The organism is Microbulbifer discodermiae (genome assembly GCF_040742695.1).
Taxonomy (GTDB): Bacteria; Pseudomonadota; Gammaproteobacteria; order Pseudomonadales; family Cellvibrionaceae; genus Microbulbifer.
In genome coordinates this window covers 16,882-38,379 of record NZ_JBFLAB010000033.1, presented here as the reverse complement: position 1 = coordinate 38,379, position 21,498 = coordinate 16,882, and the positions used below count along the sequence as shown (strand labels likewise).

At 56.3% G+C, this 21,498-nt stretch carries 20 protein-coding genes; 14 read left to right on the top strand and 6 right to left on the bottom strand.

The annotated features are described in order from the left end of the window. Positions 1 to 9 precede the first annotated feature (9 nt). From metX to AB1S50_RS12490, 11 genes are all read left to right on the top strand, one after another. The gene (gene metX / locus AB1S50_RS12540; RefSeq protein ID WP_367151108.1) at positions 10 to 1,164 is read left to right on the top strand and encodes a homoserine O-succinyltransferase MetX; all 1,155 of its coding nucleotides are present in this window, start codon (positions 10 to 12) and stop codon (positions 1,162 to 1,164) included. After that, positions 1,164 to 1,754 (top strand): methionine biosynthesis protein MetW, encoded by a 591-nt coding sequence (gene metW, locus AB1S50_RS12535; protein WP_367151100.1) that lies wholly within the window; start codon positions 1,164 to 1,166, stop codon positions 1,752 to 1,754. The genes metX and metW overlap by 1 nt, the downstream gene beginning before the upstream one ends. An 86-nt stretch (positions 1,755 to 1,840) precedes the next feature. Beyond that, complete coding sequence (locus AB1S50_RS12530; protein WP_367151099.1) at positions 1,841 to 2,293, top strand: DUF4426 domain-containing protein; 453 nt, start codon at positions 1,841 to 1,843, stop codon at positions 2,291 to 2,293. 82 nt (positions 2,294 to 2,375) lie between these two features. After that, positions 2,376 to 2,990 carry an RdgB/HAM1 family non-canonical purine NTP pyrophosphatase gene (rdgB, locus tag AB1S50_RS12525; protein WP_367151098.1) on the top strand — a complete coding sequence of 205 codons (615 nt, stop codon included), beginning with the start codon at positions 2,376 to 2,378 and terminating at the stop codon, positions 2,988 to 2,990. Position 2,991: 1 nt separating this feature from the next. Continuing rightward, positions 2,992 to 4,167, top strand: coding sequence for a radical SAM family heme chaperone HemW (gene hemW, locus AB1S50_RS12520; protein ID WP_367151107.1), 1,176 nt, complete (start codon positions 2,992 to 2,994; stop codon positions 4,165 to 4,167). 125 nt (positions 4,168 to 4,292) lie between these two features. Beyond that, on the top strand, positions 4,293 to 4,619 hold the full coding sequence (trxA, locus tag AB1S50_RS12515; protein ID WP_367151097.1) for a thioredoxin TrxA: 327 nt from the start codon (positions 4,293 to 4,295) through the stop codon (positions 4,617 to 4,619). A 354-nt stretch (positions 4,620 to 4,973) separates the two neighbouring features. Next, the gene (gene rho, locus AB1S50_RS12510) at positions 4,974 to 6,233 is read left to right on the top strand and encodes a transcription termination factor Rho (protein WP_367151096.1); all 1,260 of its coding nucleotides are present in this window, start codon (positions 4,974 to 4,976) and stop codon (positions 6,231 to 6,233) included. A 271-nt stretch (positions 6,234 to 6,504) separates the two neighbouring features. After that, entirely contained in the window at positions 6,505 to 6,774 is a 270-nt protein-coding gene (locus AB1S50_RS12505) for an RNA recognition motif domain-containing protein (protein ID WP_367151095.1), read from the top strand. Positions 6,775 to 6,923: 149 nt separating this feature from the next. Continuing rightward, positions 6,924 to 8,387 carry a 4-hydroxy-3-polyprenylbenzoate decarboxylase gene (gene ubiD / locus AB1S50_RS12500; RefSeq protein ID WP_367151094.1) on the top strand — a complete coding sequence of 488 codons (1,464 nt, stop codon included), beginning with the start codon at positions 6,924 to 6,926 and terminating at the stop codon, positions 8,385 to 8,387. 149 nt (positions 8,388 to 8,536) lie between these two features. Further along, entirely contained in the window at positions 8,537 to 9,298 is a 762-nt protein-coding gene (locus AB1S50_RS12495; protein ID WP_367151093.1) for a 4'-phosphopantetheinyl transferase family protein, read from the top strand. Between the two features lie 14 nt (positions 9,299 to 9,312). Then, complete coding sequence (locus AB1S50_RS12490; protein ID WP_367151091.1) at positions 9,313 to 9,696, top strand: GFA family protein; 384 nt, start codon at positions 9,313 to 9,315, stop codon at positions 9,694 to 9,696. Between the two features lie 64 nt (positions 9,697 to 9,760). Here AB1S50_RS12490 and AB1S50_RS12485 read toward each other — a convergent pair whose 3' ends face one another. Continuing rightward, positions 9,761 to 10,315, bottom strand: a complete 555-nt coding sequence (locus AB1S50_RS12485) for a YbhB/YbcL family Raf kinase inhibitor-like protein (RefSeq protein WP_367151090.1) — start codon at positions 10,313 to 10,315, stop codon at positions 9,761 to 9,763. Between the two features lie 88 nt (positions 10,316 to 10,403). After that, complete coding sequence (locus AB1S50_RS12480; RefSeq protein WP_367151088.1) at positions 10,404 to 11,210, bottom strand: helix-turn-helix transcriptional regulator; 807 nt, start codon at positions 11,208 to 11,210, stop codon at positions 10,404 to 10,406. A gap of 690 nt (positions 11,211 to 11,900) precedes the next feature. On the opposite strand from AB1S50_RS12480, the gene AB1S50_RS12475 reads away from it, so the two are divergent. Next, a complete protein-coding gene (locus tag AB1S50_RS12475) occupies positions 11,901 to 14,849 on the top strand; it encodes a ricin-type beta-trefoil lectin domain protein (protein ID WP_367151086.1) in 2,949 nt (982 codons plus the stop codon). Positions 14,850 to 14,957: 108 nt separating this feature from the next. Here AB1S50_RS12475 and AB1S50_RS12470 read toward each other — a convergent pair whose 3' ends face one another. Further along, positions 14,958 to 15,887, bottom strand: coding sequence for a hydrogen peroxide-inducible genes activator (locus tag AB1S50_RS12470; protein ID WP_367151084.1), 930 nt, complete (start codon positions 15,885 to 15,887; stop codon positions 14,958 to 14,960). A 283-nt stretch (positions 15,888 to 16,170) separates the two neighbouring features. Here AB1S50_RS12470 and AB1S50_RS12465 point away from each other — a divergent pair, with 283 nt between their 5' ends. Next, the gene (locus AB1S50_RS12465) at positions 16,171 to 17,847 is read left to right on the top strand and encodes a SulP family inorganic anion transporter (protein ID WP_367151083.1); all 1,677 of its coding nucleotides are present in this window, start codon (positions 16,171 to 16,173) and stop codon (positions 17,845 to 17,847) included. A gap of 239 nt (positions 17,848 to 18,086) precedes the next feature. Then, positions 18,087 to 18,455 carry an SgcJ/EcaC family oxidoreductase gene (locus AB1S50_RS12460; RefSeq protein ID WP_367151081.1) on the top strand — a complete coding sequence of 123 codons (369 nt, stop codon included), beginning with the start codon at positions 18,087 to 18,089 and terminating at the stop codon, positions 18,453 to 18,455. Positions 18,456 to 18,908: 453 nt separating this feature from the next. Here the strand turns inward: AB1S50_RS12460 and AB1S50_RS12455 are convergent, their stop codons facing one another. The 3 genes from AB1S50_RS12455 to AB1S50_RS12445 all read right to left on the bottom strand — a co-directional run bounded on the left by AB1S50_RS12455 (position 18,909) and on the right by AB1S50_RS12445 (position 21,490). Then, positions 18,909 to 19,760: a TolB-like translocation protein gene (locus AB1S50_RS12455; RefSeq protein WP_367151080.1), complete on the bottom strand. Its 852-nt coding sequence runs from the start codon at positions 19,758 to 19,760 to the stop codon at positions 18,909 to 18,911. Between the two features lie 448 nt (positions 19,761 to 20,208). Beyond that, the gene (ribA, locus tag AB1S50_RS12450; RefSeq protein WP_367151078.1) at positions 20,209 to 20,838 is read right to left on the bottom strand and encodes a GTP cyclohydrolase II; all 630 of its coding nucleotides are present in this window, start codon (positions 20,836 to 20,838) and stop codon (positions 20,209 to 20,211) included. A gap of 16 nt (positions 20,839 to 20,854) precedes the next feature. Further along, complete coding sequence (locus AB1S50_RS12445; protein ID WP_367151077.1) at positions 20,855 to 21,490, bottom strand: retropepsin-like aspartic protease family protein; 636 nt, start codon at positions 21,488 to 21,490, stop codon at positions 20,855 to 20,857. Between the last annotated feature and the right edge of the window lie 8 nt (positions 21,491 to 21,498).

The following is a 21,498-nucleotide window of genomic DNA, read 5'->3' as shown; positions in this document are numbered from 1 at the left end:
TCCGATAGCGTGGAGACCGGGTCCGTCGGCATAGTGGCGCCACAACAGCACAGTTTCGGCGAACCGCTGGCGCTCGCCTGCGGCCGCATTCTCCGGGAGTACACCCTGGTCTATGAGACCTACGGCGAATTGAACACCGAGCGCTCCAATGGGGTACTGATCTGCCACGCACTGTCCGGGCACCACCACGCCGCCGGTCGCCACAGCGCGGACGACAAGCGCCCCGGCTGGTGGGATCACTATATAGGGCCCGGCAAGCCAATCGACACCAATCATTTTTTTGTAGTCTCGCTCAACAATTTGGGCGGCTGCCACGGATCCACCGGCCCCGCCTCCATCAACCCCGGGACCAGGCGCCCCTGGGGGCCGGAATTTCCCACACTGCGCGTGCGCGACTGGGTACACAGCCAGGCGCGGCTGGCGGATCTGCTCGGCATAGAGCAGTGGGCCGCAGTGGTCGGCGGCAGCCTGGGCGGCATGCAGGCCATGCGCTGGGCGCTGGAGTACCCCCAACGTCTGCGGCACTGTGTGGTGATCGCTTCCGCCATGAAGCTCTCGGCACAGAATATCGCCTTTAACGAAACCGCCCGCCAGGCCATTACATCGGACCCGGATTTTTGCGACGGCCGCTATCTGGAGCTAAACAAACAGCCGCGCAAAGGGTTGGCAGTGGCGCGGATGATCGGCCACATCACCTACCTGTCGGATGACGGACTGGGCAGCAAGTTTGGCCGCGAACTGCGCTCCGGCACTCTGGAACCGGGGGTGGAAGAGCAGGTGGAGTTTCAGATACAGAGTTACCTGCGCCACCAGGGGGACAGTTTCTCCGGCAGTTTCGACCCCAATACCTATATCCTCATGACCCGTGCGCTGGATTACTTCGACCTGGCCCGCGAGTATGACGACGACCCGGTGGCCGCCTTTTCCCACGCCCGCTGTAAATTTCTGCTGGTATCCTTTACCTCCGACTGGCGCTTTGCGCCAAAGCGCTCGCGGGAAATCGTCGACGCACTGATGCACGCCAACCTGCCGGTCAGCTACGCGGAAATAGAATCCTCCATGGGCCACGACGCCTTTCTGCTGCCGAACCAGCGCTACCAGCGTATCTTCTCCACCTATATGCACCGGGTGGCGAAGGAGTCCGCACTGGGCAGGGAACAGTGATGCGTATCGATCTCGATGTCATCCAGGAACGGATAGCGCCGCACACCCGCGTGCTCGACCTGGGTTGCGGCGACGGTCTGCTGCTGCAACAACTGGCGGAGCGCAAACAGGTGCAAGGCTACGGCCTCGAAATCGGCGCCGAGCAGATAGCCCTGTGCCTCGCCCGGGGTGTCAACGTGGTGGAACAGAATCTGGACCGAGGGCTGGGCAACTTTGCCGACAACAGCTTCGATACGGTGGTGATGACCCAGGCCCTGCAGACCCTGCGCCAGCCACATCTGGTGGTGCGGGAAATGCTGCGGGTGGGGCGCGAATGCATCATCACCTTTCCCAACTTTGCACAGTGGAAGGCCCGCTGGCACCTGGCGTTCTCCGGGCGCATGCCGGTGTCGGACCTATTACCCTACGAATGGTATGACACGCCCAATATTCACTTTTGTACTTTCCGGGATTTTGACCTGCTGTGCCGACAGAACGACTGGACTATCCTGCACCGCGAGGTAGTATCAGAGTCCAAACTAGGCCGGATTTTCAAAGATGTATTGCCCAACCTGTTTGGCGAGACCGCAATTTACCACCTGACTCGCTAGACTTAATGGGTAGACAACCAGGCGCCAGCAGCAGTCCGCAACCAGCCGCTCTGAGGGCGCACCAAAATCGACCAAGGAGGTGAATCTTGAAGCGCATACTGACAGCAGTCACCGCCGCGGCCCTGCTTATGTGGGCCATCAGTGCGGCGACGCAGGAAGCCAAAATCATCAAGAGTCACGATGATTTCGGCAATTACCGCGTGATCTATACGGTGTTCAACAGCGAATTTATCAAGCCGGAGATCGCACAGAGCTACCGGCTGGTTCGCGCTGGTGACCGGGCCTTCGTCAACGTCACCGTGGTGGAACACCCGGAGGGCAAACACGGCCTCGGGTCTGAACTTACCGGTACCGCCACCAATCTGATGCAGCAAGCTCGACCGCTGAAATTTATGGAGATCCGCGAGGGGGACGCGGTTTATTATCTGGCCCCGCTGCGCTTCGAGGACGAGGAAACACTGACTTTCGCCATCGACGTGAAGCTGCCCAACGGCCAGACCGAAAAAGTCACCTTTCGCCGCAAGCTGGAAAGAAATTAACCCGCCCGGCACGAGTTGCCGGCACACCGCAAGCGAGCGCCAGGCGCTCGCTTTTTATTGATCAACAGGAAATTGCCCCCCAGTGGAAAAAATAGTGTTGGCCAGCGGCAACGCGGGCAAACTGAAGGAGTTCGCCCAGCTATTTGCCGGCTGGGATATCCAGGTAGTGCCGCAGGTGGAATTCCGGGTGCCGGAGGCGGAGGAAACCGGCCTTAGTTTTATCGAAAATGCGCTGATCAAGGCGCGTCTCGCCAGCCGCGTCAGCGGACTGCCGGCACTGGCCGACGATTCGGGCCTGGCGGTGGATGCGCTGCAGGGCGCGCCGGGAATCTATTCCGCGCGCTACGCCGGCGGGGACGCCACGGATGCCGATAACAATCGCAAACTGCTGGCGGCCATGGCAGCCGTTGCCGATGACCGCCGCGGAGCCAGCTTCCACTGCGCACTGGCGTTTGTACGCCGCCACGACGACCCTGTGCCACTGGTTTGCAGCGCCCAGTGGCGAGGTAGAATTTTGCGCCAACCGGCCGGCGAACAGGGTTTTGGCTATGACCCGCTCTTTTTTGTGGATTCCGAGGGACTGACCTCCGCGCAGTTGCCCCGGGTGCTCAAGAATCGCATCAGCCACCGCGCACAGGCCGTCGCCCTCTTCTCCAGCCTGTGGGCCGAAGCCGCTCGCTCCGGAACCCTTGAGTGACATGCGACAGCCGGAGCTGAAGCTGCCGCCGCTGGGCCTCTATGTGCACATTCCCTGGTGTGTGCGCAAATGCCCCTATTGCGACTTCAATTCCCATGCCGCCGGCAAAAACCTGCCGGAGGCGGAGTATGTCGCACAGCTGCAGCGGGACCTGCGCAGCCAGTTGCCCTGGGTACAGGGGCGCCGACTCGGCTCGATTTTCTTCGGCGGCGGCACGCCCAGCCTCTTCTCACCGGCGGCCATTGGCGCAATCCTTGAGACCGCGGCGGCGGACATCGGCTTCGCCACCGATATCGAAATCACCCTGGAAGCCAATCCCGGCACTAGCGAACAACAGAAATTTGCCGGCTACCGGGCGGCCGGCGTCAGCCGCCTCTCCATCGGGGTGCAGAGTTTTGACGACCGGCAGCTGGAGAACCTGGGCCGCATACACAGCGGTGACGATGCCACAACGGCTGTGGAGGCAGCGCGCCGGGCCGGTTTTGACAATCTCAACATCGACCTGATGCATGGGCTGCCGCAGCAGACCGAGGAGGCGGCACTGGCAGACCTGCGCCGGGCGGTCTCGCTGACCCCGGAGCATATCTCCTGGTATCAGCTCACCATAGAGCCAAACACAGCTTTCTACAGTGCACCACCGGCGGTGCCGGCCAGCGGCCATATCGCTTCCATGCAGGGCAGCGGGCGCGGCTTTCTGGCCCTGGAGGGCTATGGGCGCTACGAGGTGTCCGCCTACAGCCGCGCCGGGCGGGTGTCGCAGCACAACCTTAACTACTGGTCATTTGGAGACTACCTGGGCATCGGCGCCGGCGCCCACGGCAAAGTCACCCTGCCCCAGGCGGGCATTCTGCGCAGTCGCCGCACCCGCGCGCCGCGACACTACCTGGCCGCCCCCAAAACCCGGGACGGCACTGGGCTGCTGCCACCAACCAGCGCGGCGGTCGAGCGGGACGAGTTGCCGCTGGAGTTCCTGATGAACGCCCTACGGCTGGTAGAGGGGGTACCCCTGGAGAGTTTCGGCCACTATACGGGTCTGCCCATCGCAGTGCTGGAGCGCCAGTGGCCGGCGCTGGAGGCACTGGAACTGGTGCAGCCATTGCGGGGGCGGATCGCCGCCAGCCAGTTTGGCTACGACTACCTGGACGAGATTCTGCAGCGCTTTCTCGAGCAGTCTTGAAAGCTGGCGCCCATGCCCCCATATGGCAGGAAGTCGCGCCTTGCGAGTGAGTCGGGGCCTTCTTATCATGTGCCCAGGTGCCCGCGGGCTCAGCACACCGACCAACCCAAGAACAGGAAAGCAACATGAGCGAGCAAATCGTCAACGTCACCGACGCCGAATTCGAAGCAGAGGTATTGCAGGCCGAAGGCCCGGTACTGGTGGATTTCTGGGCCCAGTGGTGCGGTCCCTGCAAAATGATCGCTCCGGTGCTGCAGGACCTGGCCGGCCACTATGGCGACAAGCTGAAAATCGTAAAGGTAGACGTCGATTCCAACAAGGAGTCCGCGGCCAAATACAATGTTCGCGGGATTCCCACTCTGCTGTTGTTCAAGAACGGCTCTGTGGAAGGCACCAAGGTTGGCGCCCTGTCCCGCGCCCAGCTGACTGAGTTTATCGACAGTCAGCTGTGAGACGAACGCCATCCTGCGTCAGGTCAAATACCTCTTGCAGGATGGCATTCTGCCGTTATACTGGATACTATTCTTTAAACCGCTCAGGCACCAAGGCAGTTGAACTGGTCCGAGCTGAGCCAACGCCCTCCTTCGCAAGGTCCCTGAATATCGCCGACACGTAAGCTTCTCAAGTTGAACTTTTCCGCAGCAGTGTTATTTGCGGTGGAAACAGTAAGTTCTCCTGACTGATCTCGCACCCGGTGAAACTGGTAAGGCCCAAGCGTGGGTAATAGTGAGCAATTTTCAAACCCCTCCCCAAGAATCTGGTGTGTTCGCGCCAACTCATAACAGAAACTTTATAAAGCAATTCGTATGAACCTATCCGAATTAAAAACAAAACCCATTGAAGAACTGATCGAAATAGCCACTGGCATGGGCCTTGAGAACCTGGCCCGTTCGCGCAAACAGGACATTATTTTCAATATCCTCAAGCGCCACGCCAAAAGCGGTGAAGACATATACGGCGATGGCGTATTGGAAATTCTTCAGGATGGGTTTGGCTTTCTGCGCTCCGCCGACTCCTCCTACCTGGCGGGTCCGGACGATATTTACGTTTCCCCCAGCCAGATTCGACGTTTCAACCTGCGCACCGGCGACTCCATTTCCGGCAAGATCCGCCCACCCAAAGAGGGGGAACGCTACTTCGCACTGCTGAAAGTCAGCGAGATCAACTTCGACAAGCCCGAAAACGCCCGCAGCAAGATCCTGTTTGAAAACCTCACCCCGCTGTTTCCCAACGAACGCCTCACCCTGGAGTGTGGCAACGGCTCCTCCGAGGACCTGATCGGCCGCATCATCGACCTGGTGGCCCCTATCGGCAAGGGCCAGCGGGGCCTCATTGTCGCCCCGCCCAAGGCCGGCAAGACCATCATGCTGCAGAACATGGCCCAGGCCATCACCCGCAACAATCCCGAGTGCCACCTGATCGTTCTGCTGATCGACGAGCGCCCGGAGGAAGTCACCGAGATGCAGAGGTCCGTGCGCGGTGAAGTGGTCGCCTCCACTTTCGACGAGCCGCCGGCGCGACATGTGCAGGTGGCCGAGATGGTGATCGAAAAAGCCAAGCGCCTGGTGGAGCACAAGAAAGACGTAGTGATTCTGCTGGACTCCATCACCCGCCTGGCGCGCGCCTACAACACCACCGTGCCCAGCTCCGGCAAGGTTCTGACCGGCGGTGTGGATGCTCATGCACTGGAGCGCCCGAAGCGCTTCTTTGGTGCCGCCCGCAACATCGAAGAGGGCGGCAGCCTCTCCATCATCGCCACCGCGCTGATCGATACCGGCTCGAAAATGGATGAAGTGATCTTCGAGGAGTTCAAGGGCACTGGCAACATGGAATTGCAGCTGGACCGCAAGATCGCCGAGAAGCGCGTCTATCCCGCCATCAATGTACGCCGTTCCGGCACCCGTCGCGAGGAGCTGCTGATGCCGGAGGGCGAACTGCAGCGGGTGTGGATACTGCGCAAGCTGCTGCACGACATGGAAGACCTGGCGGCGACGGAATTCCTGGTGGACAAGCTCAAGGACTTCAAGACCAACGACGAGTTCTTCCTGTCCATGAGACGCAAGTAACAGCGCCGGTGATACCCCTGTCCGGGTTGAGCAGAGGATAAAACACGACGAATCAGGCGATTGTTTGCGCCGAATCCGATTGAAAAGGCGCATCAATAAGCATATAAAGGCCCACAAGCTAGTGCCGCACAGGGAATTGGCACGCAACGAATTGACCTCTGTCAGCCGCTATCCGGCCGGCAAAAGGGGGCAATCTCAGATGAATGATCTGGTGGAGCTGGTCATTCGTTTGTGACTTTACGACAGCCCACGTATTCAGTGAGAACTTTTTGTGAATATCTATATTGGAAATCTGGCCTACGGCGTAACCTCTGAAGACCTGCAGGAAGCATTTGGCGCCTTCGGGGAAATCTCTCGGGCTACTGTCATTACCGACCGTGAGACTGGCCGCTCTAAAGGCTTTGGTTTCGTCGAAATGCCGAACGACGATGAAGCACGTAAGGCAATCGAAGAGATGAACGATCATCCGCTATCCGGCCGCAACATTCGTGTTAATGAAGCCAAGCCGCGAGAAGATCGTCCGCGCCGGCCACGCTTCTGAGCTGATTCGCGCTCAAGGATTTTGCCCCGCCACAGTTCCGGCGGGGTGTTTCATACCCCCCTCTCCTGAGTTCCCCCAGCAGGGAGCCACTCCCCCTTTTGTGCCCGGCCATTTACACTGTGCCAACCCAATAGACCCCCACCCAAGCGATGAAATACAAAGACCTGCGCGACTTTATCCAGCTGCTGGAACAAAAACACCTGCTCAAGCGCATCGAGCATCCGGTCGACCCGCACCTGGAAATGACCGAGATCGCCGACCGTGTATTGCGCGCCGGGGGCCCGGCGCTGCTGTTTGAAAACCCTGTCGGCTTCGACACCCCGGTGCTGGCCAACCTGTTTGGTACGCCGGAGCGGGTGGCCCTGGGCATGGGTCGGCGAGATGTCAGCGAACTGCGCCAACTGGGGGAACTGCTGGCGTTTCTCAAAGAGCCGCAGCCACCGGAGAGTCTGCGCGACGCCTGGGGACAGCTGCCGCTATACAAGCAGGTGCTCAACATGAGCCCCAAGGTCGTTTCCCAGGCCCCCTGCCAACAGGTCAGCCTGAGTGGCGACCAGGTCGACCTGCACCAGCTGCCCATCCAAACCTGCTGGCCCGGCGACGCCGCCCCCCTGGTCACCTGGCCCCTGGTGATCACCCGGGGGCCTGAGAAGCGACGCCAGAACCTGGGCATCTACCGCATGCAGCTGATCGGAAAAAACCGCCTGATCATGCGCTGGCTGTCACACCGCGGCGGCGCCCAGGACTATCGTGACTGGTGCCTCCGCCACCCCGGTGAACCCTACCCGGTGGCGGTCGCCCTGGGAGCCGACCCGGCCACCATCCTCGGCGCCGTGACCCCTGTGCCGGACACACTGTCCGAGTACGCCTTCGCCGGACTGCTGCGCGGCGGCAAGACCGAAGTGGCCAGCGCCACTCTCAGCGATCTCCAGGTACCCGCCAGTGCGGAATATGTGCTGGAAGGCTTTATTTACCCCGACGACATGGCCGACGAGGGCCCCTTTGGGGACCACACCGGCTATTACAACGAAGTGGACCGCTTCCCGGTATTCACCGTCGAAAAAATCACCCACCGGGAAAACCCCATCTACCACAGCACCTACACGGGCCGGCCCCCCGACGAACCCGCCATTCTCGGCGAGGCCCTGAATGAAGTCTTCGTGCCCTTGCTGACCAGGCAGTTTCCGGAAATCGTCGACTTCTACCTGCCGCCGGAGGGCTGCTCCTACCGACTGGCGGTAGTCAGTATGAAAAAACAATATCCCGGCCATGCCAAACGCGTGATGATGGGTGTCTGGTCCTTTCTGCGTCAGTTTATGTATACCAAGTTCGTTATTGTCACCGATGACGACATCGACACCCGCGACTGGAAGGATGTGATCTGGGCCCTGAGCACTCGTATGGACCCTGCGCGGGACACCGTCATGATGGAAAATACCCCCATCGACTACCTGGACTTCGCCTCCCCCGTATCGGGCCTGGGCTCCAAAATTGGTTTCGATGCCACCAACAAGTGGCCCGGTGAAACCGATCGCGAGTGGGGCCAGCCCATCCGCAAGGATCCCACAGTGGTAAAAAAGGTGGATGAGATGTGGACCAGCCTGGGGCTTTGAGGCTTCGCATATTTGCGCAGCTTTTCAACGGTGGCAATCCAGTTGATGAGAGATCATCAACCGGATTGCCGGGTTGATCACTGCCCGCACGGGAGCCAGGCGCAAGCCGACCCATCGATCTGTATACGATAACAACAAACCTAAATATCATGGCAATTCACGATACCGCGGCCACCGCCCTCAACTCCGATAACTTTCTGTCCGATGAAGACAGCTCCATCTGGTGGCCAGTCCGGAGCATAGAACAGCACAGCCTGAGCTTTCACACCGGTGGATACCACGACGATTTCTTCTCCATACTGGGGATTGAGCGGCCCGATACACTCGACCGCGCCGTGCCAAAACGAAAAGCCGAGTTCCTGGCCGGGCGCTACTGTGCCAGAGAGGTGTTGCTGCGCCTGGGGGAAAAGAAGACCTTCGTCGACATCTGCGCGGATCGCCAGCCCGGGTGGCCCGGCGGCATTATCGGCTCCATCAGCCACAGTAACGGCAGGGCCGCCGCCATAGCCAGCCGTGACAAATCCATTGTCGGCGTCGGTATCGATATCGAGGACCTGGTGGCCCCCCGCCTGGTAGAGGAACTCCATCCACAGGTGCTGAACAGCAGCGAGCGGCAGTGGCTAAACTGGGGAGAGTTGGACCCTGCCATCGTATTCACACTGATTTTTTCCATCAAGGAAAGTTTTTTCAAAGCCCTGTACCCGCTTGTCAGACGTTTTTTCGGTTTCGATGCAATCAGCATCTCCGCGATTGAGCCAAACAGCCGCAGGGCCCATTTCAGTATCAATCCACAATCCATAGTCGGCGAATTTCTTCCGTCGGCAGACTATACCGCCCATTACCATCAACCCAGTGAAAACAGCCTCGCCACCTGTGTCGTCATAGCGGGAGAAACCCAAGGAGGCCGTTGAAGGAGACCGCAAAAATGGTTCATGGAAAATGCCACTGCGGCAATGTCAGCCTGACAATTGACAAGCCTTCCGCCGAGGCAACCCAGTGTAACTGCTCAATTTGCAGTCGCTATGGGGCAATCTGGGGCTATTTCCAACCGGCCCAGGTCGCCGTGAGCATCGGTGAGAAAGGCGTGTCCGCCTACAGCCATGGGGACCAGTGCATCCGCTTTATCAGCTGTAGTCACTGCCACTGCGCCACCCACTATCACACGACTACCACCGTTTCCCCGGCCAGACTGGCGATCAACTACAGAATGTTTGATGCCGAAATACTGGAGGCCATCAAAATCCGCTATTTTGATGGCGCCGGACGGAGACCAACGCGAGTCCTTGCAAAGCAAAACGGTTCCACCTAGTTGCACGGCTTTGCAGGAGCGGCAATCCAACGGATGAGCGATCATCGATTGGATTGCCAGATTATCAATCGCGTTTATACAAGGCCTCAATGGTACTGGAAGCCAGTGAATGGGCCTTGACCATATATCCGGTCAAAGCCGCCGAAGCATCTTCCGACAACTCCAGTCTTTTTGACAGGGCATGTATCGTAAACTGGTAGCGATGCGCACCGTCCCCCTCTGGAGGGCAGGCGCCACCAAATCCCTTTACACCGTAATCGTTCCTCATCTGCATACTGCTTTCCGGCAGGCGTTTCTGCCCCGCATCACCCGCGCCCCCGGGCAGAGCATTCACATCTTTGGGAATATTCACCAGCTGCCAGTGCCACCAGCCGCTGCCGCTGGGGGCATCGGGATCATAGGCCAGCAGTGCAAATGCTTCGGTTCCCTCCGGTGCACCAGACCAGGACAACTGTGGGGACAAATTACCCCCACTGCAGCCAAAGCCTTTGAACTCCTGCGCTTTCGGCATAAATTCGCCATGGGCGATTTCCGTACTTTTCAGGGTGAGTGCATCCGCCAATGCAGAACCACTGATCAACATGACCAGCAGCGCCGATTTGCTAGCTAGGTGCCACATAAGACCTCCGACACAAGAATGGCTAAAGAGGGCCTATCATAGGCGTCAGGGGACAACCGGATTCGCCCGAAACGGTCAACCATTCGCCCTAATTCGGCATCCTGGTCCTTCTCAGCTCTGTCGGGGTGAGGCCAAACAGCTGTTTAAACTTATCGGTGAAGCGGGATTGGGAAAGGTAACCGCACCGTTCAGCGATAATTCCCACGGGTTCCAGGGTGCTTTGCAACAGGTGCAGGCCGTGACCAAGCCGTGCTCTGTCCTTAATAACCTGCAGGCTGGTCCCCTCCCCGTGCAGCTTCCTGCGCAGGGTAGATTCACTCATCGCCAGCCTGGATGACAGGGCATCCGCGCTCGGGTTGGCCGACATATCGGCGGCGATGATCGTGTAGAGTTGATGGCTCAGGCTCGGGGACTTTACCACTGCGCCCAGTTGCGTATAGCCCGAGTGATAAAGCAACTGCAGGATTTCCCGTCTGCGCATCGCCCAAAGCTCGGGGGGAGCCAATCCCGACCACTCCACCAACTGCTGTAAAGTCTTCCGTAAAACCGCATCCATATCACCGGTGAAAAAGGTTTTCGCCGCGGTCTTTTTGCTTGTGAAGATATCGAAATCCGCAAACTCAAACTCGATAATCATTGCAAAGTAGGCGATATCATCCGGGATATTGCGCATCTCTACCTTGGGATTGTTGGATAAAAAAAGAAAGCTACCGGCTGGACAACTGAGTTTGCTGTCCCTGCCCAGCTTTTTACAGCCTTCAAGAATACAGATCAGGGTGGGATTAATAACCGGAACATTAAAAATATGCTGCTCCTTGATGGAGGCATAAACCGAAAAGGGCAAGGGGTTTGCCCGCTGCAGTGCCCGCCTCGATAAATCGATTAACTCTTGCATCTGGCGTGACACCTCAAATCCCGTAAGTTTGTCAGCTATATCATAGCCCCTGCGCGCTATTGACCCGGTCGGCGGTGCAAAGGGTAGTGCGTCCCCGCGCCAAAGGAACCAGTCTCCCCCTATTGGCAGGGCATATTCGGGGGTTGGGGATCATAACGTCCGGCAGACTGCAGAGGCAAGCCACTTTCGGCTTGCCTCACGGCGGGAATATTGGCACCCCGCCTATCGGCACAGCAAAACCTCTGTGCTTCCTGCAACACCAAAAGATAACGCTGCTGGGAAAGCGTTTGCTATGGCGACTATTACCCTGACCATACAGTCGACGCCCTCTTATCCAACAGCCTGTCTCCTTTGAAAATTGCGCAGTCAATCGAAATCACCTGTATTTCAAGCACTTTCGCCAGCCTCTACCCGTTGGTGGCACAACCCTGTACCAAATTGACCCAGTAATTTTTTGGCAAACTGTTAGTTCGCGGGTTAATTTTCTGGACCACGATTAACGTGAAACAATTCCGACTCATCGTTCAGGTCAGTATTAGGGCACTTCTAACGCAAACCTGTGGAGTTTCCTCAAGACATTCAGTAAAAATCCTTATATTCTCGCCGCTGACGTTCCTGTTAATCATTCAATCCCAATGGTTGTGACGTCTAATAAACTTCCCATAATTTCAACAATAATGGAAATGGATAATGAAATTCACATTCACAAAGGTCTGGGCGTCGATTCCCATACTGATGGCCGGTATCTCTTCCCACCTAGAGGCCAATACCGTCGAAGCCTCCTACGCCCTGGCCCAAGGCTGTTATGCGATTAAAGCCCCGCAAACTGGTCGCTATATGCATCCCGGTGGTGGCGACTACCGCTTCGATGCTATTGATGTGACCGCTGCGTCCCACTTTTATTTCAAGCCCACCAGGCTTGGCATGTATATGCTGCGGGACAGAACCGGCAACTTTCTCACCACTCGGGGACCTCTGGATATAGCGCGCAATACCGCCGCCTCCGAATGGGCCCAGTGGTCCGTCGAGCCGGCCGGGAACGGCCATTTCAGGTTATTCTCGACCAAGTTCTGGAAGGACCTGCGATATAACAAAGGCGATGGCGGCACTTATTTATTCGACCTGTTCAACCTGGGCAATCGCAATAGTGAAAACGTTTTCGAACTGGTTGAACAGAATGACTGCGCACCTTTCCCGGAAGCGCAATTGAATGCGGAAGTGAATCCGGCGGCCCCCGCCACCGGGGATGCAAGTCAGCCAGTGGTGGGTTTTGCGGATGTACACACCCATTTGAATTCCAATGAATTTATGGGTGGCAAGTTTTTACACGGCCGCCCTTTCCATCCCTACGGCATTCAAAATGCACTGGACGACGGCAGTGGCATACACGGCCCCTATGGCGGCCTCGACATTATCGGCAACCTCCAGGATGGCGGCAATCTCGATGCCCGGCATGCCACCGGCGGCTGGCCCAATTTTCCCTACTGGCCCAACTACCACACCCAGTCCCACCAGCAGGCCTACTACAAGTGGATAGAGCGGGTGCATAGGGCCGGTTTAAAGCTGATGGTTACCAATATGGTGCAAAACGAAGTTTTGTGCGAAGTGCAAAGGGTCGTAAACCCGGTATCCTGGGTCAATCCCAATGCCTGTGGTGACTCCCCCAGTATCGATCTGCAGTTGAGGCGCGTCTATGAAATGCAGGACTATATCGATGCCCAGGCAGGCGGTGTAGGCAAGGGATTCTTCCGTATCGTCACCAGTGCCGCAGAAGCCCGCTCAGTGATTGCCAGTGGCAAGCTCGCCGTCGTCCTGGGGGTAGAGGTATCCAGCGTCCTGGACTGCGATGAGGGCAGCGGCTGCTCCGAGGCCCGGATCGATCAAAAGCTACAGTACCTGTATAGCCGTGGAATTCGCAGCCTCTTCCCAATCCACAAGTTTGACAATGACTTCGGCGGCCCCCATATGCAGGGCGCGGATGAAATTATCAATATCGGCAATAAGCTGCAAACCGGCCACCTCTACCATATAGAGGCCTGCCCCCCGCAAGAGCCCAGCGGGCGCAAGCTGCCCAATGGCTTCCCGTTGCTGGGCAATGTGCCTTTTATTCGCGATATCATCAACCTGCTGGGTGCGAACCCGAATTACGACCAGAGCATAGACCAGCACTGTAATCGCAAGCACCTCACCGCCATGGGGAAATACCTGATTCACCGCATGATCGACAAGGAAATGATTATCGAGGTGGATCATATGTCTGCGGGCGCTTTCGCCGACACCATGGATATTGTCGAGAGTCGCGGTTACTCCGGTGTGATTTCAAGCCACTCCAATCCAAAACTCAATGGCGCTTTAAGCCCATTGCAGCGGCGTTTGTTGAATGCTGGCGGTGTCATGTTTCCCTACAACGGCCCCAGTAACTACAATATCCACAATATCGATATTATTCGTACTGAACTGGCATCAACCCCCTACCTAATCGGCGTGGGTATCGGTACGGATACCAATGGCCTGGCGCCACAGGCGGGACCCAGTACCACCTCCGGCACCAACCCCATCACCTACCCTTTCCGCTCCTACGATGGCCGCGTCCTTTTTGATCAGCAGACAACGGGGAATCGCAGTTTTAACCTCAACACCGAGGGCTTAGCCCACTATGGCCTGCTGGCGGATTTGGTGGAGGATATGCGAATCAATGCCTCCCCGCAGACAATGGAAGCATTTTTCAATTCCGCTGAAGCCTATTTGCAGATGTGGGAACGCGCCACGCCCACAAGCAACCGCCAGTATGTACAGATCCGGGACAAGCGCAGTGGCCAGTGCCTCGATGTGCCCGGTGTGGACAACGGAGTTACCAACCTCGCAAAGGTTCAACTGGAAACCTGTACACGCAACCATTTTGACCAGCATTGGCTGGTGGATTGGAGCACCGGCCTGATTCGCAACCGCATGAATGACGATCTCTGCCTGACCCACGCCGATGGCACTTCCGTCAATGGATTAAGGGCCTCTATTTACGCCTGCTCCATTGACCACCGCTGGACCCTGGACGGTGACGTGATACGTGACGCCAGCAACCCCAACATGGTCCTGGATGGTTATGGAAACACCAAAGGCGCCACCGTTGGCATGTGGGCCTTCCACGGCGGTATGAATCAGCGCTGGGCCATCACCGAAGTGGCGGCGGCGAATTCCGGCTATAGAAACCTGGCTCCGGAGGGCACCGCCACGCAATCCGATACCAGTTATGGCGGTTATGCCAGCAGGGCCATCGATGGCAACCTGAGTGGCCGCTGGGGGGATGGCAGTGTCACCCATACCAGTGCCAGCGCCAATTCCTCGTGGACGCTGGACCTCGGCTCTATCAGGAAGATTGAGAATATTGCCATCTGGAACCGCACCGACTGCTGTACCGAGCGCCTGCAGGATTTTCATGTATTTGTATCCGACCTGCCTTTTACCGGATCAAATATCGAAGACGCACGAGCGCAGAGTAACGTGAGGGAGTTTTTCCTCCCCGGCCCCGCCGAACGGCTGAAATATGTCATTAATGTGGGTATGGGACGCTATGTGCGTATCCAGCTGACCAGCTCCGACCAGGCACTTTCACTGGCTGAGGTACAGGTATTTGGCCAGTAAGCCGCTGTACTAACCCAGCAATTTATTAACCCGGCAATGAAGCAAATTGCCGGGTTAATACGGTACAGGGATGTGCTAACGCCGGATAGCTTAAACAACCTGTCGGGGTTAGCGACGATCAATCACCGTTACCGAACCCTGGAAGTTCTGTATCAAGGCCTCGCGAATCACCGCCGCAATACGGCGATAGAGATGTCTTTCAGCACTACCGGGGCGGTAAACCAGAGCATGGTCACAGTACAAAACATTACCTGAAAACCGAATCACTTTTAGCTCTTCAGGCCGATGTATCTCGCTGTGAATGTACAGCGCAGGTAAAAAAGCCACGCCCATATTCATGCTGATCATTTGGCGCAGTGTATCCAGGCTGGTACCTTCGTAGTCGCGATTAAGCCGCGCCCCTGTTCGCTGGCAAATCCGCTTTACCTGTTGCTGCACATGGTGGCGATCATCCAGGCCGAGCACTTCCACACCGGCAAGGTCGGATTCATCGATAACCCCCTCCGAACCGATATCCATCTCAGTAGGCGCAACCAGGGACAATGGCTCGCGACAGAGCACCTCCATTCCCAAATTTTCATTTGCAAGTGGCAAGGTTGCCAGTATCAGGTCATGGCGCCCCTCTAACAAACCCGCCTCTAAATCCGCCTGGGACTCTTCCCGCACATACAGCTTTAACCTGGGAAAGGTACTGTGTAAGGCGGGTGTGATGCGCGGCAGCAAATAGGGGCCAAGGGTCGGCGGCACACCCAGGCGGTGGGTGATGGCTGCGCTATCGGATAGGGAGTGTGCAAGCTCTTCCAAATCGCGCCACTGGGAAATGAGATTGCGAGCTGGATGCAACAGCTCTCGGCCCTGTGGCGTTAGCGTGGTCTTGCTGCGCGAGCGCTCCAGCAAGGTGACACCAAGCTTTTCTTCAAGGGCGTTGAGCTGGGTAGAGATAGTGGGCTGTGTGACGCCCAACTTTTCGGCCGCCTTGCGGATAGAGCCGTACTCGGCGACACCGGAGAAATACTGAATCTGTTTGAGATTACTCATCTAAGTACCACTTTTCGGTCAGCCGGCACAACTAAGCAACACCCATATTCAAGAGGCATCGCGGGGTTACGGCCTTCCCAATGATGAAGAACCAACAGCGATAGATCATATCTATATATGGTGATAAGGGATACAGCTTTTGAACTATTTCAGTGATAGTAAATTTCTATAGGGTAGTCACATAGGTTTTAGATTCTCTTCCTTCTGTCGAGCGGGCAGAATCCTCAACACCATTTGGCAACAAACAACTCAACCTCTGTGTTTTGTGAGGTAAACCATACCCATGAGGAACCTTTTTCGCATCGACCTGTCCCACTGGCGCGGCGACCTATACGGTGGCCTGACCGCCGGTATCGTCGCCCTACCCCTTGCCCTGGCTTTTGGTGTCGCCTCCGGCTTAGGCCCTATGGCAGGGCTTTACGGTGCCATGATTGTCGGTTTTTTCGCATCCTGGATGGGCGGCACACCCACCAACGTATCCGGGCCCACGGGGCCTATGGTGGTTGTGTTGGCAAGTTTGTTTGCCAGTTTATCGGGTGATGTGGGACTGATATTAACCACCGTGTTTATAGCGGGCCTGCTGCAGGTAGCATTTGGCTTCCTTGGACTTGGACAGTACATACGTCTGGTGCCCTACCCGGTTATCTCCGGCTTTATGAGTGGCATCGGCCTGATCATTATTACTTTGCAGAGCAGTGCATTTCTGGGGCACAGCTCCGAAGGCAACGGCCCCGTAGCAGCACTGCTGTCCCTACCCGGCGCAATCAGCCATATCAACTATTCTGCCCTGTTTATTGGCGCACTCAGCCTGGCCACTGTCTATCTGTGGCCCGCCAAGTGGGGCCGCTTTTTGCCAGGACCACTGGCTGCGTTGATTTTGGCAACAGTGATTGGTCTGGCGCTACCCAACCTGCCGGTGCTGGGAAACATACCCACAGGCCTCCCCTCATTCCAGATGCCCAGCTTTGATATGGATATGTCAGTGCTGATTCTCGAAGCCGCTTTCATCCTCGCCATCCTGGGCACCATTGATTCCCTGTTGACTTCACTAGTTGCCGACAACATGACCCGAACCCGGCACGACTCCAACCGCGAGCTTATTGGGCAGGGTGTTGGCAACGCAGTATCCGGTTTATTTGGCGGAATTAGCGGCGCCGGCGCCACCATGCGCACGGTAATCAATATCCGTACCGGTGGCAGCACGCGCTTGTCGGGCATGGTGCATTCCGCTGTACTCGGCGCAGTTATCTTGGGCATAGGCCCATTGCTGTCTGAAATACCACACGCCGCACTGGCCGGTGTACTGGTGAAGGTGGGAATGGATATTGTCGATCTGAATTATTTAAAACGTGCTCACCGCGGGCCTCGCTGGGACCTGCTGCTGATGGTATTGGTACTGAGCCTCACAGTGATGGTGGATTTGATTACCGCAGTGGGCCTAGGTGTTGTATTGGCCGCTTTGGCCTTCGTCCGCCAGATGGCTCAATTACAGTTGCAACAGCTCGGCGGACAAGGCTTCACCAGTAAGGATACGGAAGAAGCGCGATTGCTCAAGGAAGCCAAAGGCAAGGTAACCCTATTCGAATTTGACGGCCCACTCAGTTTTGGTGCGGCAGCCGACCTTGGCCACCATATACGCAGCCTTTACGAGGGCACGTCCAGCGAAAGTATCATTTTAGATTTCAACCGCGTCCCCTATATTGACGTATCCGCAGCGATGGCAGTAGAAACCATTGCCCGGGATGCGAACGATGCGGGCAAAAAGCTACTGGTTTGCGGTATGTCTGCTCAAATTGCGCAGACCCTAGATGGATTAGGCATGCGCGAACTCATTCCCGCGTATACGCGATTCGAAGCGCGCTTCGAAGCACTGCAAAGTGCTCTACAGAGCGCCGGACTTGATAAACAGCAACACAGCACCCGCCATTTAACACTTGGGCTACCTGCGGCCACCAGTTAATTATGTTTTGGCAAACAGGGGGATGGCGCAGCCTCTTTTTCCCTAGCAGGTTGTTGAAAAAGGCATCCTGCCTGTTTCAAAACACGAAAAGCGAAAAATGTGATTTTCACTTTTCTCCCAAAATCAACGACTAAGGCGTCGTCGATTTTGCCGGAACATCCATATTCCGGTACCAGGCGTCGAAATTCTTCGAATTTCAACAGCCTGCTAGATATAAAACACAGAAACCAGGAGCAAAAATGAACGAAGCAACAGCGAAGGGCGTATTTAAACTGTGGAACGATGCGCTTGCCAGCGGTTCGCCCAGCAGGGTTGCTGCACTCTATGCGGAGGATGCGATTTTGTTACCTACTATTTCAAACCAAGTGCGTCACAGCACCCCCGAGCGTGAAAACTACTTTCACCAATTTCTGCAAAAGGGCCCTCAGGGCGAACTGGTGGAATGCAATGTACGCGAACTTTCTGCTGATACCTTTATCAACTCCGGAACTTATGAATTTACATTCGCAAACGGCTCTAGCGCCGCAGCGCGCTTCACTTTTGTTTATCGACGCACAGGTAATCAGTGGTTAATCGTCGAGCACCACAGCTCAGCAATGCCTGAATAGTCCACCTTCTGTCAGGTCTGCTTAAAGAGAATCGAAGTTCAAAATAGCCACCGTCTTCCTTTTTCAATGGGCATCATTCCCGATGGTCACTGTATATCCCGTAGCAAGTATTCTGATCTATCCAGATACAGGCGGCCGGAGTAACTGCGTCGGATGGTGAGGCGCTGGGCAGTGAGAGATCCCTCTGCTGGGTCAGGTCGCTGCTCCAGTCGCCCTGGTGATGGCTGCCATTTACTCCAACCCCATTATTTCAGGCCCGTTCTACGGGACATTGCATCGAGCCCACCCACAGCATTGCGTTTGAAAAGCAACCGGGCTTCCTGCACGGCAGCGACTTACTGGCGAACTCGACGCCAAACCTGAGCCTGCACCGAATTAATCCGCGGCTCCTTAACGCCTGAGAAGACACGCGGGCTTTTGACATCACTCTTACAGTAGTTACTATATGATTAATTATTTCGATCTAAGTTTTTCAATAATCTGCGCATCCACCCACATTATTTCAAAATCTGGAGGAACACAACGGCGACAATAAAAAAGATATTTTCCGTCCGGCGTTACGTACCCTCCACCGTCCTCACCATCCGTGTTTATCTTTTCTCCGAAGTTAATGGCTGCACCCCATGAACCATCTTCCTGCCGAAAACTGATATACATATCACTATCACCGTACCCGCCGTCTCTTTCACTATCCCAAATTATGTAAGATTCATCCGGAGCAATGAAGGGGTGAGCAGTCCATTTACCAGTATTTATCTCTTCACTAAAGGGTCTCGGCGCTTCACGCTTGCCGTTTACCAGTCGTGAATATCGCAGAATACCATCTCCGTTTGTACCCACCTCATCAAAAACATAGGTTCCTTTTAACGAAGCCGTAAGGCGCATGATGCGGAAGTCTTCAAACAGAGGGCCAAGGCTCTTTAACTCTGACCAACCGTCACCGATGCGCTCCCTAAATTGTTTGCCATTATGCATAGTCTTCCCATCAGGTGAGATAAAGCCTCCCCAGGGCACTATTGACTCATGCCATCGATTATTGTTGGATTTAAAAACAACATTCGACGATTTTCCACTATTGTTGTTTCTCCTACCAAAGTAGTACTCCTTCATGTCGGGTGTGAAACTACCGCCCCAATCACGATATTCTGTTGAGACACTAGGCGCGAAAACTTCAGGGATCAAGCCAGGGGGCTTTTGTCCAATATAAGGGCCTTCTAGAACTGCAAGTTCTTCTTGACTAAAACTTTTGCCACTTATAACTAGAGTAGAGAGCAACAGGATAATTGATTTACAAACATCTTTCATAGTTCATCCTTATTTTCATATGGTGTGGTTTAACAAGTCATCAGTTTATTTGAAACCAACCTATAAACTTCTGACGTCCTTATGACTTTCAGATGATTTTTTTCTCACAGTGATGATCAACTCACTAGCAGGTTGTTGAAAAAGGCATTCTGCCTGTTTCAAAACACCAAACGTGAAAAGTGTGGTTTTCACTTTTCCACCAAAATCAACGAGTTAGGCGTCGTCGATTTTGCCGAAACGTCCATATTCCGGTGCTAGGCGAATATAACGCCCAAAGCACCGCGGCGACGCTTGCCGCGTCCGCTGACTTTGTCGCCAGACAAGAAACGTCTCAATAGGCGTAAAAAACCAGCTCAGTGGCCGGTTTGGATGGGTCAGTAGGCCGCCACCACACCCGCAGTGACAATGGGAGAAAGTAATCGCTTTCACAAGCGAGTTTAAAGCGCGCTCAATCCCCGTCCCCGGAGCTGTTGGACTCGGAATCCTGGTCCTCCTGTAACCAGTGCCCCAGCTTGCCCTTTTTCGTCGACAGATACTCGATATTGTGGGGGTTGCGGCCTGTCTCATGGGGCAAACGCTCCACCACTGCAATACCGAGATCCTGTAATGCCTTCACTTTACGCGGGTTGTTGGTCATCAGGCGCATGGACGTGATTCGCAGGTGGGTCAGCATGGCCCGCAAAATAGAGTAGTCGCGCATATCGGCACCGAAACCCAGTTGCTCGTTGGCCTCGACGGTGTCGGCGCCGCAATCCTGCAGGTGATAGGCGCGGATCTTGTTCAACAGGCCTATACCCCGCCCCTCCTGGCGCAGATAGAAAATTGCACCGCGCCCCTCCATGGCGACACGGTGCAGGGCGTGCTGAAGCTGGGCGCCACAGTCGCAGCGCAGGGAAAAGAGTGCGTCACCGGTGAGACACTCGGAGTGAATGCGGGCCAGTACCGGGGCGTCGGTATCCAGGTCCCCCATGGTGAGCACCAGGTGCTCCTTGCCGGAGTCGGTGTCTTCAAAGCCGTGCACTGCAAACATGCCCCAGGAAGTGGGCAGTTTGGAGGACTCCACATAGCGAATGGTCAAGCTGTTACCTCTTCAGTCAATGGCGCGCGCGCAGTATTAGCATTCCCTGCTGTTGCTCCATGTCCACCCGGCTAAGAAAACTGTTACCCAACAGCACAATGCCGGGAAAGTCGTCGGTGTGCACAGTGGCATCCACATTATCGAGTTTGATACCGCCGATGGTGACGCTGCGCAACCGGATGCGATAGGCATCGGCGATACCATTGGCGGTGGAAACCCGGATGGGCTCTGCCCGCTCCAAATTAAGTCCCAGGCGCCGGGCGGTGGGATAGTTGAAGGCCATGCTGGTGGCACCCGTATCCACCAGCACCGATACGCGACGACCATTGACCCAGGCACTGGTACTGTAGTGGCCGCGGCTGTCCGGCAACAACCGCACTTCCGCGCGGCTGTTGCGCGCGTAGCTGGCGGCGACCGGCGCATCGAGGGTGAGTTTGCGCTCGCGGCCGCCAACCAGCACCCGGGCGTAACTGCTGGTGGCCTCGACCAGTTCGACCCCCTCGGGGGATTTCTGCCCCGCCTTCAGCAGGCGCTGGCGGCCGTCCACCTGCAGCAGGGCACTGCCATCGAACAACCCCTTCAACTGTACCTGCTGCGCGGCCAGGGGCAGAGGGATCAGGCACAGCCAGCACAGAAACAGGCGGGATATCATTGCGGTCT

Bases quoted from the DNA above. Each gene is read 5' to 3' on its own strand.
- hemW (WP_367151107.1), top strand. From the start codon at position 2,992: ATGCGACAGCCGGAGCTGAAGCTGCCGCCGCTGGGCCTCTATGTGCAC.
- AB1S50_RS12445 (WP_367151077.1), bottom strand. From the start codon at position 21,490: ATGATATCCCGCCTGTTTCTGTGCTGGCTGTGCCTGATCCCTCTGCCC.
- AB1S50_RS12455 (WP_367151080.1), bottom strand. From the start codon at position 19,760: ATGAAAGATGTTTGTAAATCAATTATCCTGTTGCTCTCTACTCTAGTT.
- AB1S50_RS12460 (WP_367151081.1), top strand. From the start codon at position 18,087: ATGAACGAAGCAACAGCGAAGGGCGTATTTAAACTGTGGAACGATGCG.
- ubiD (WP_367151094.1), top strand. From the start codon at position 6,924: ATGAAATACAAAGACCTGCGCGACTTTATCCAGCTGCTGGAACAAAAA.
- AB1S50_RS12465 (WP_367151083.1), top strand. From the start codon at position 16,171: ATGAGGAACCTTTTTCGCATCGACCTGTCCCACTGGCGCGGCGACCTA.
- AB1S50_RS12485 (WP_367151090.1), bottom strand. From the start codon at position 10,315: ATGTGGCACCTAGCTAGCAAATCGGCGCTGCTGGTCATGTTGATCAGT.
- trxA (WP_367151097.1), top strand. From the start codon at position 4,293: ATGAGCGAGCAAATCGTCAACGTCACCGACGCCGAATTCGAAGCAGAG.
- AB1S50_RS12470 (WP_367151084.1), bottom strand. From the start codon at position 15,887: ATGAGTAATCTCAAACAGATTCAGTATTTCTCCGGTGTCGCCGAGTAC.
- AB1S50_RS12475 (WP_367151086.1), top strand. From the start codon at position 11,901: ATGAAATTCACATTCACAAAGGTCTGGGCGTCGATTCCCATACTGATG.
- rho (WP_367151096.1), top strand. From the start codon at position 4,974: ATGAACCTATCCGAATTAAAAACAAAACCCATTGAAGAACTGATCGAA.
- AB1S50_RS12490 (WP_367151091.1), top strand. From the start codon at position 9,313: ATGGTTCATGGAAAATGCCACTGCGGCAATGTCAGCCTGACAATTGAC.
- AB1S50_RS12495 (WP_367151093.1), top strand. From the start codon at position 8,537: ATGGCAATTCACGATACCGCGGCCACCGCCCTCAACTCCGATAACTTT.
- AB1S50_RS12480 (WP_367151088.1), bottom strand. From the start codon at position 11,210: ATGCAAGAGTTAATCGATTTATCGAGGCGGGCACTGCAGCGGGCAAAC.
- metW (WP_367151100.1), top strand. From the start codon at position 1,164: ATGCGTATCGATCTCGATGTCATCCAGGAACGGATAGCGCCGCACACC.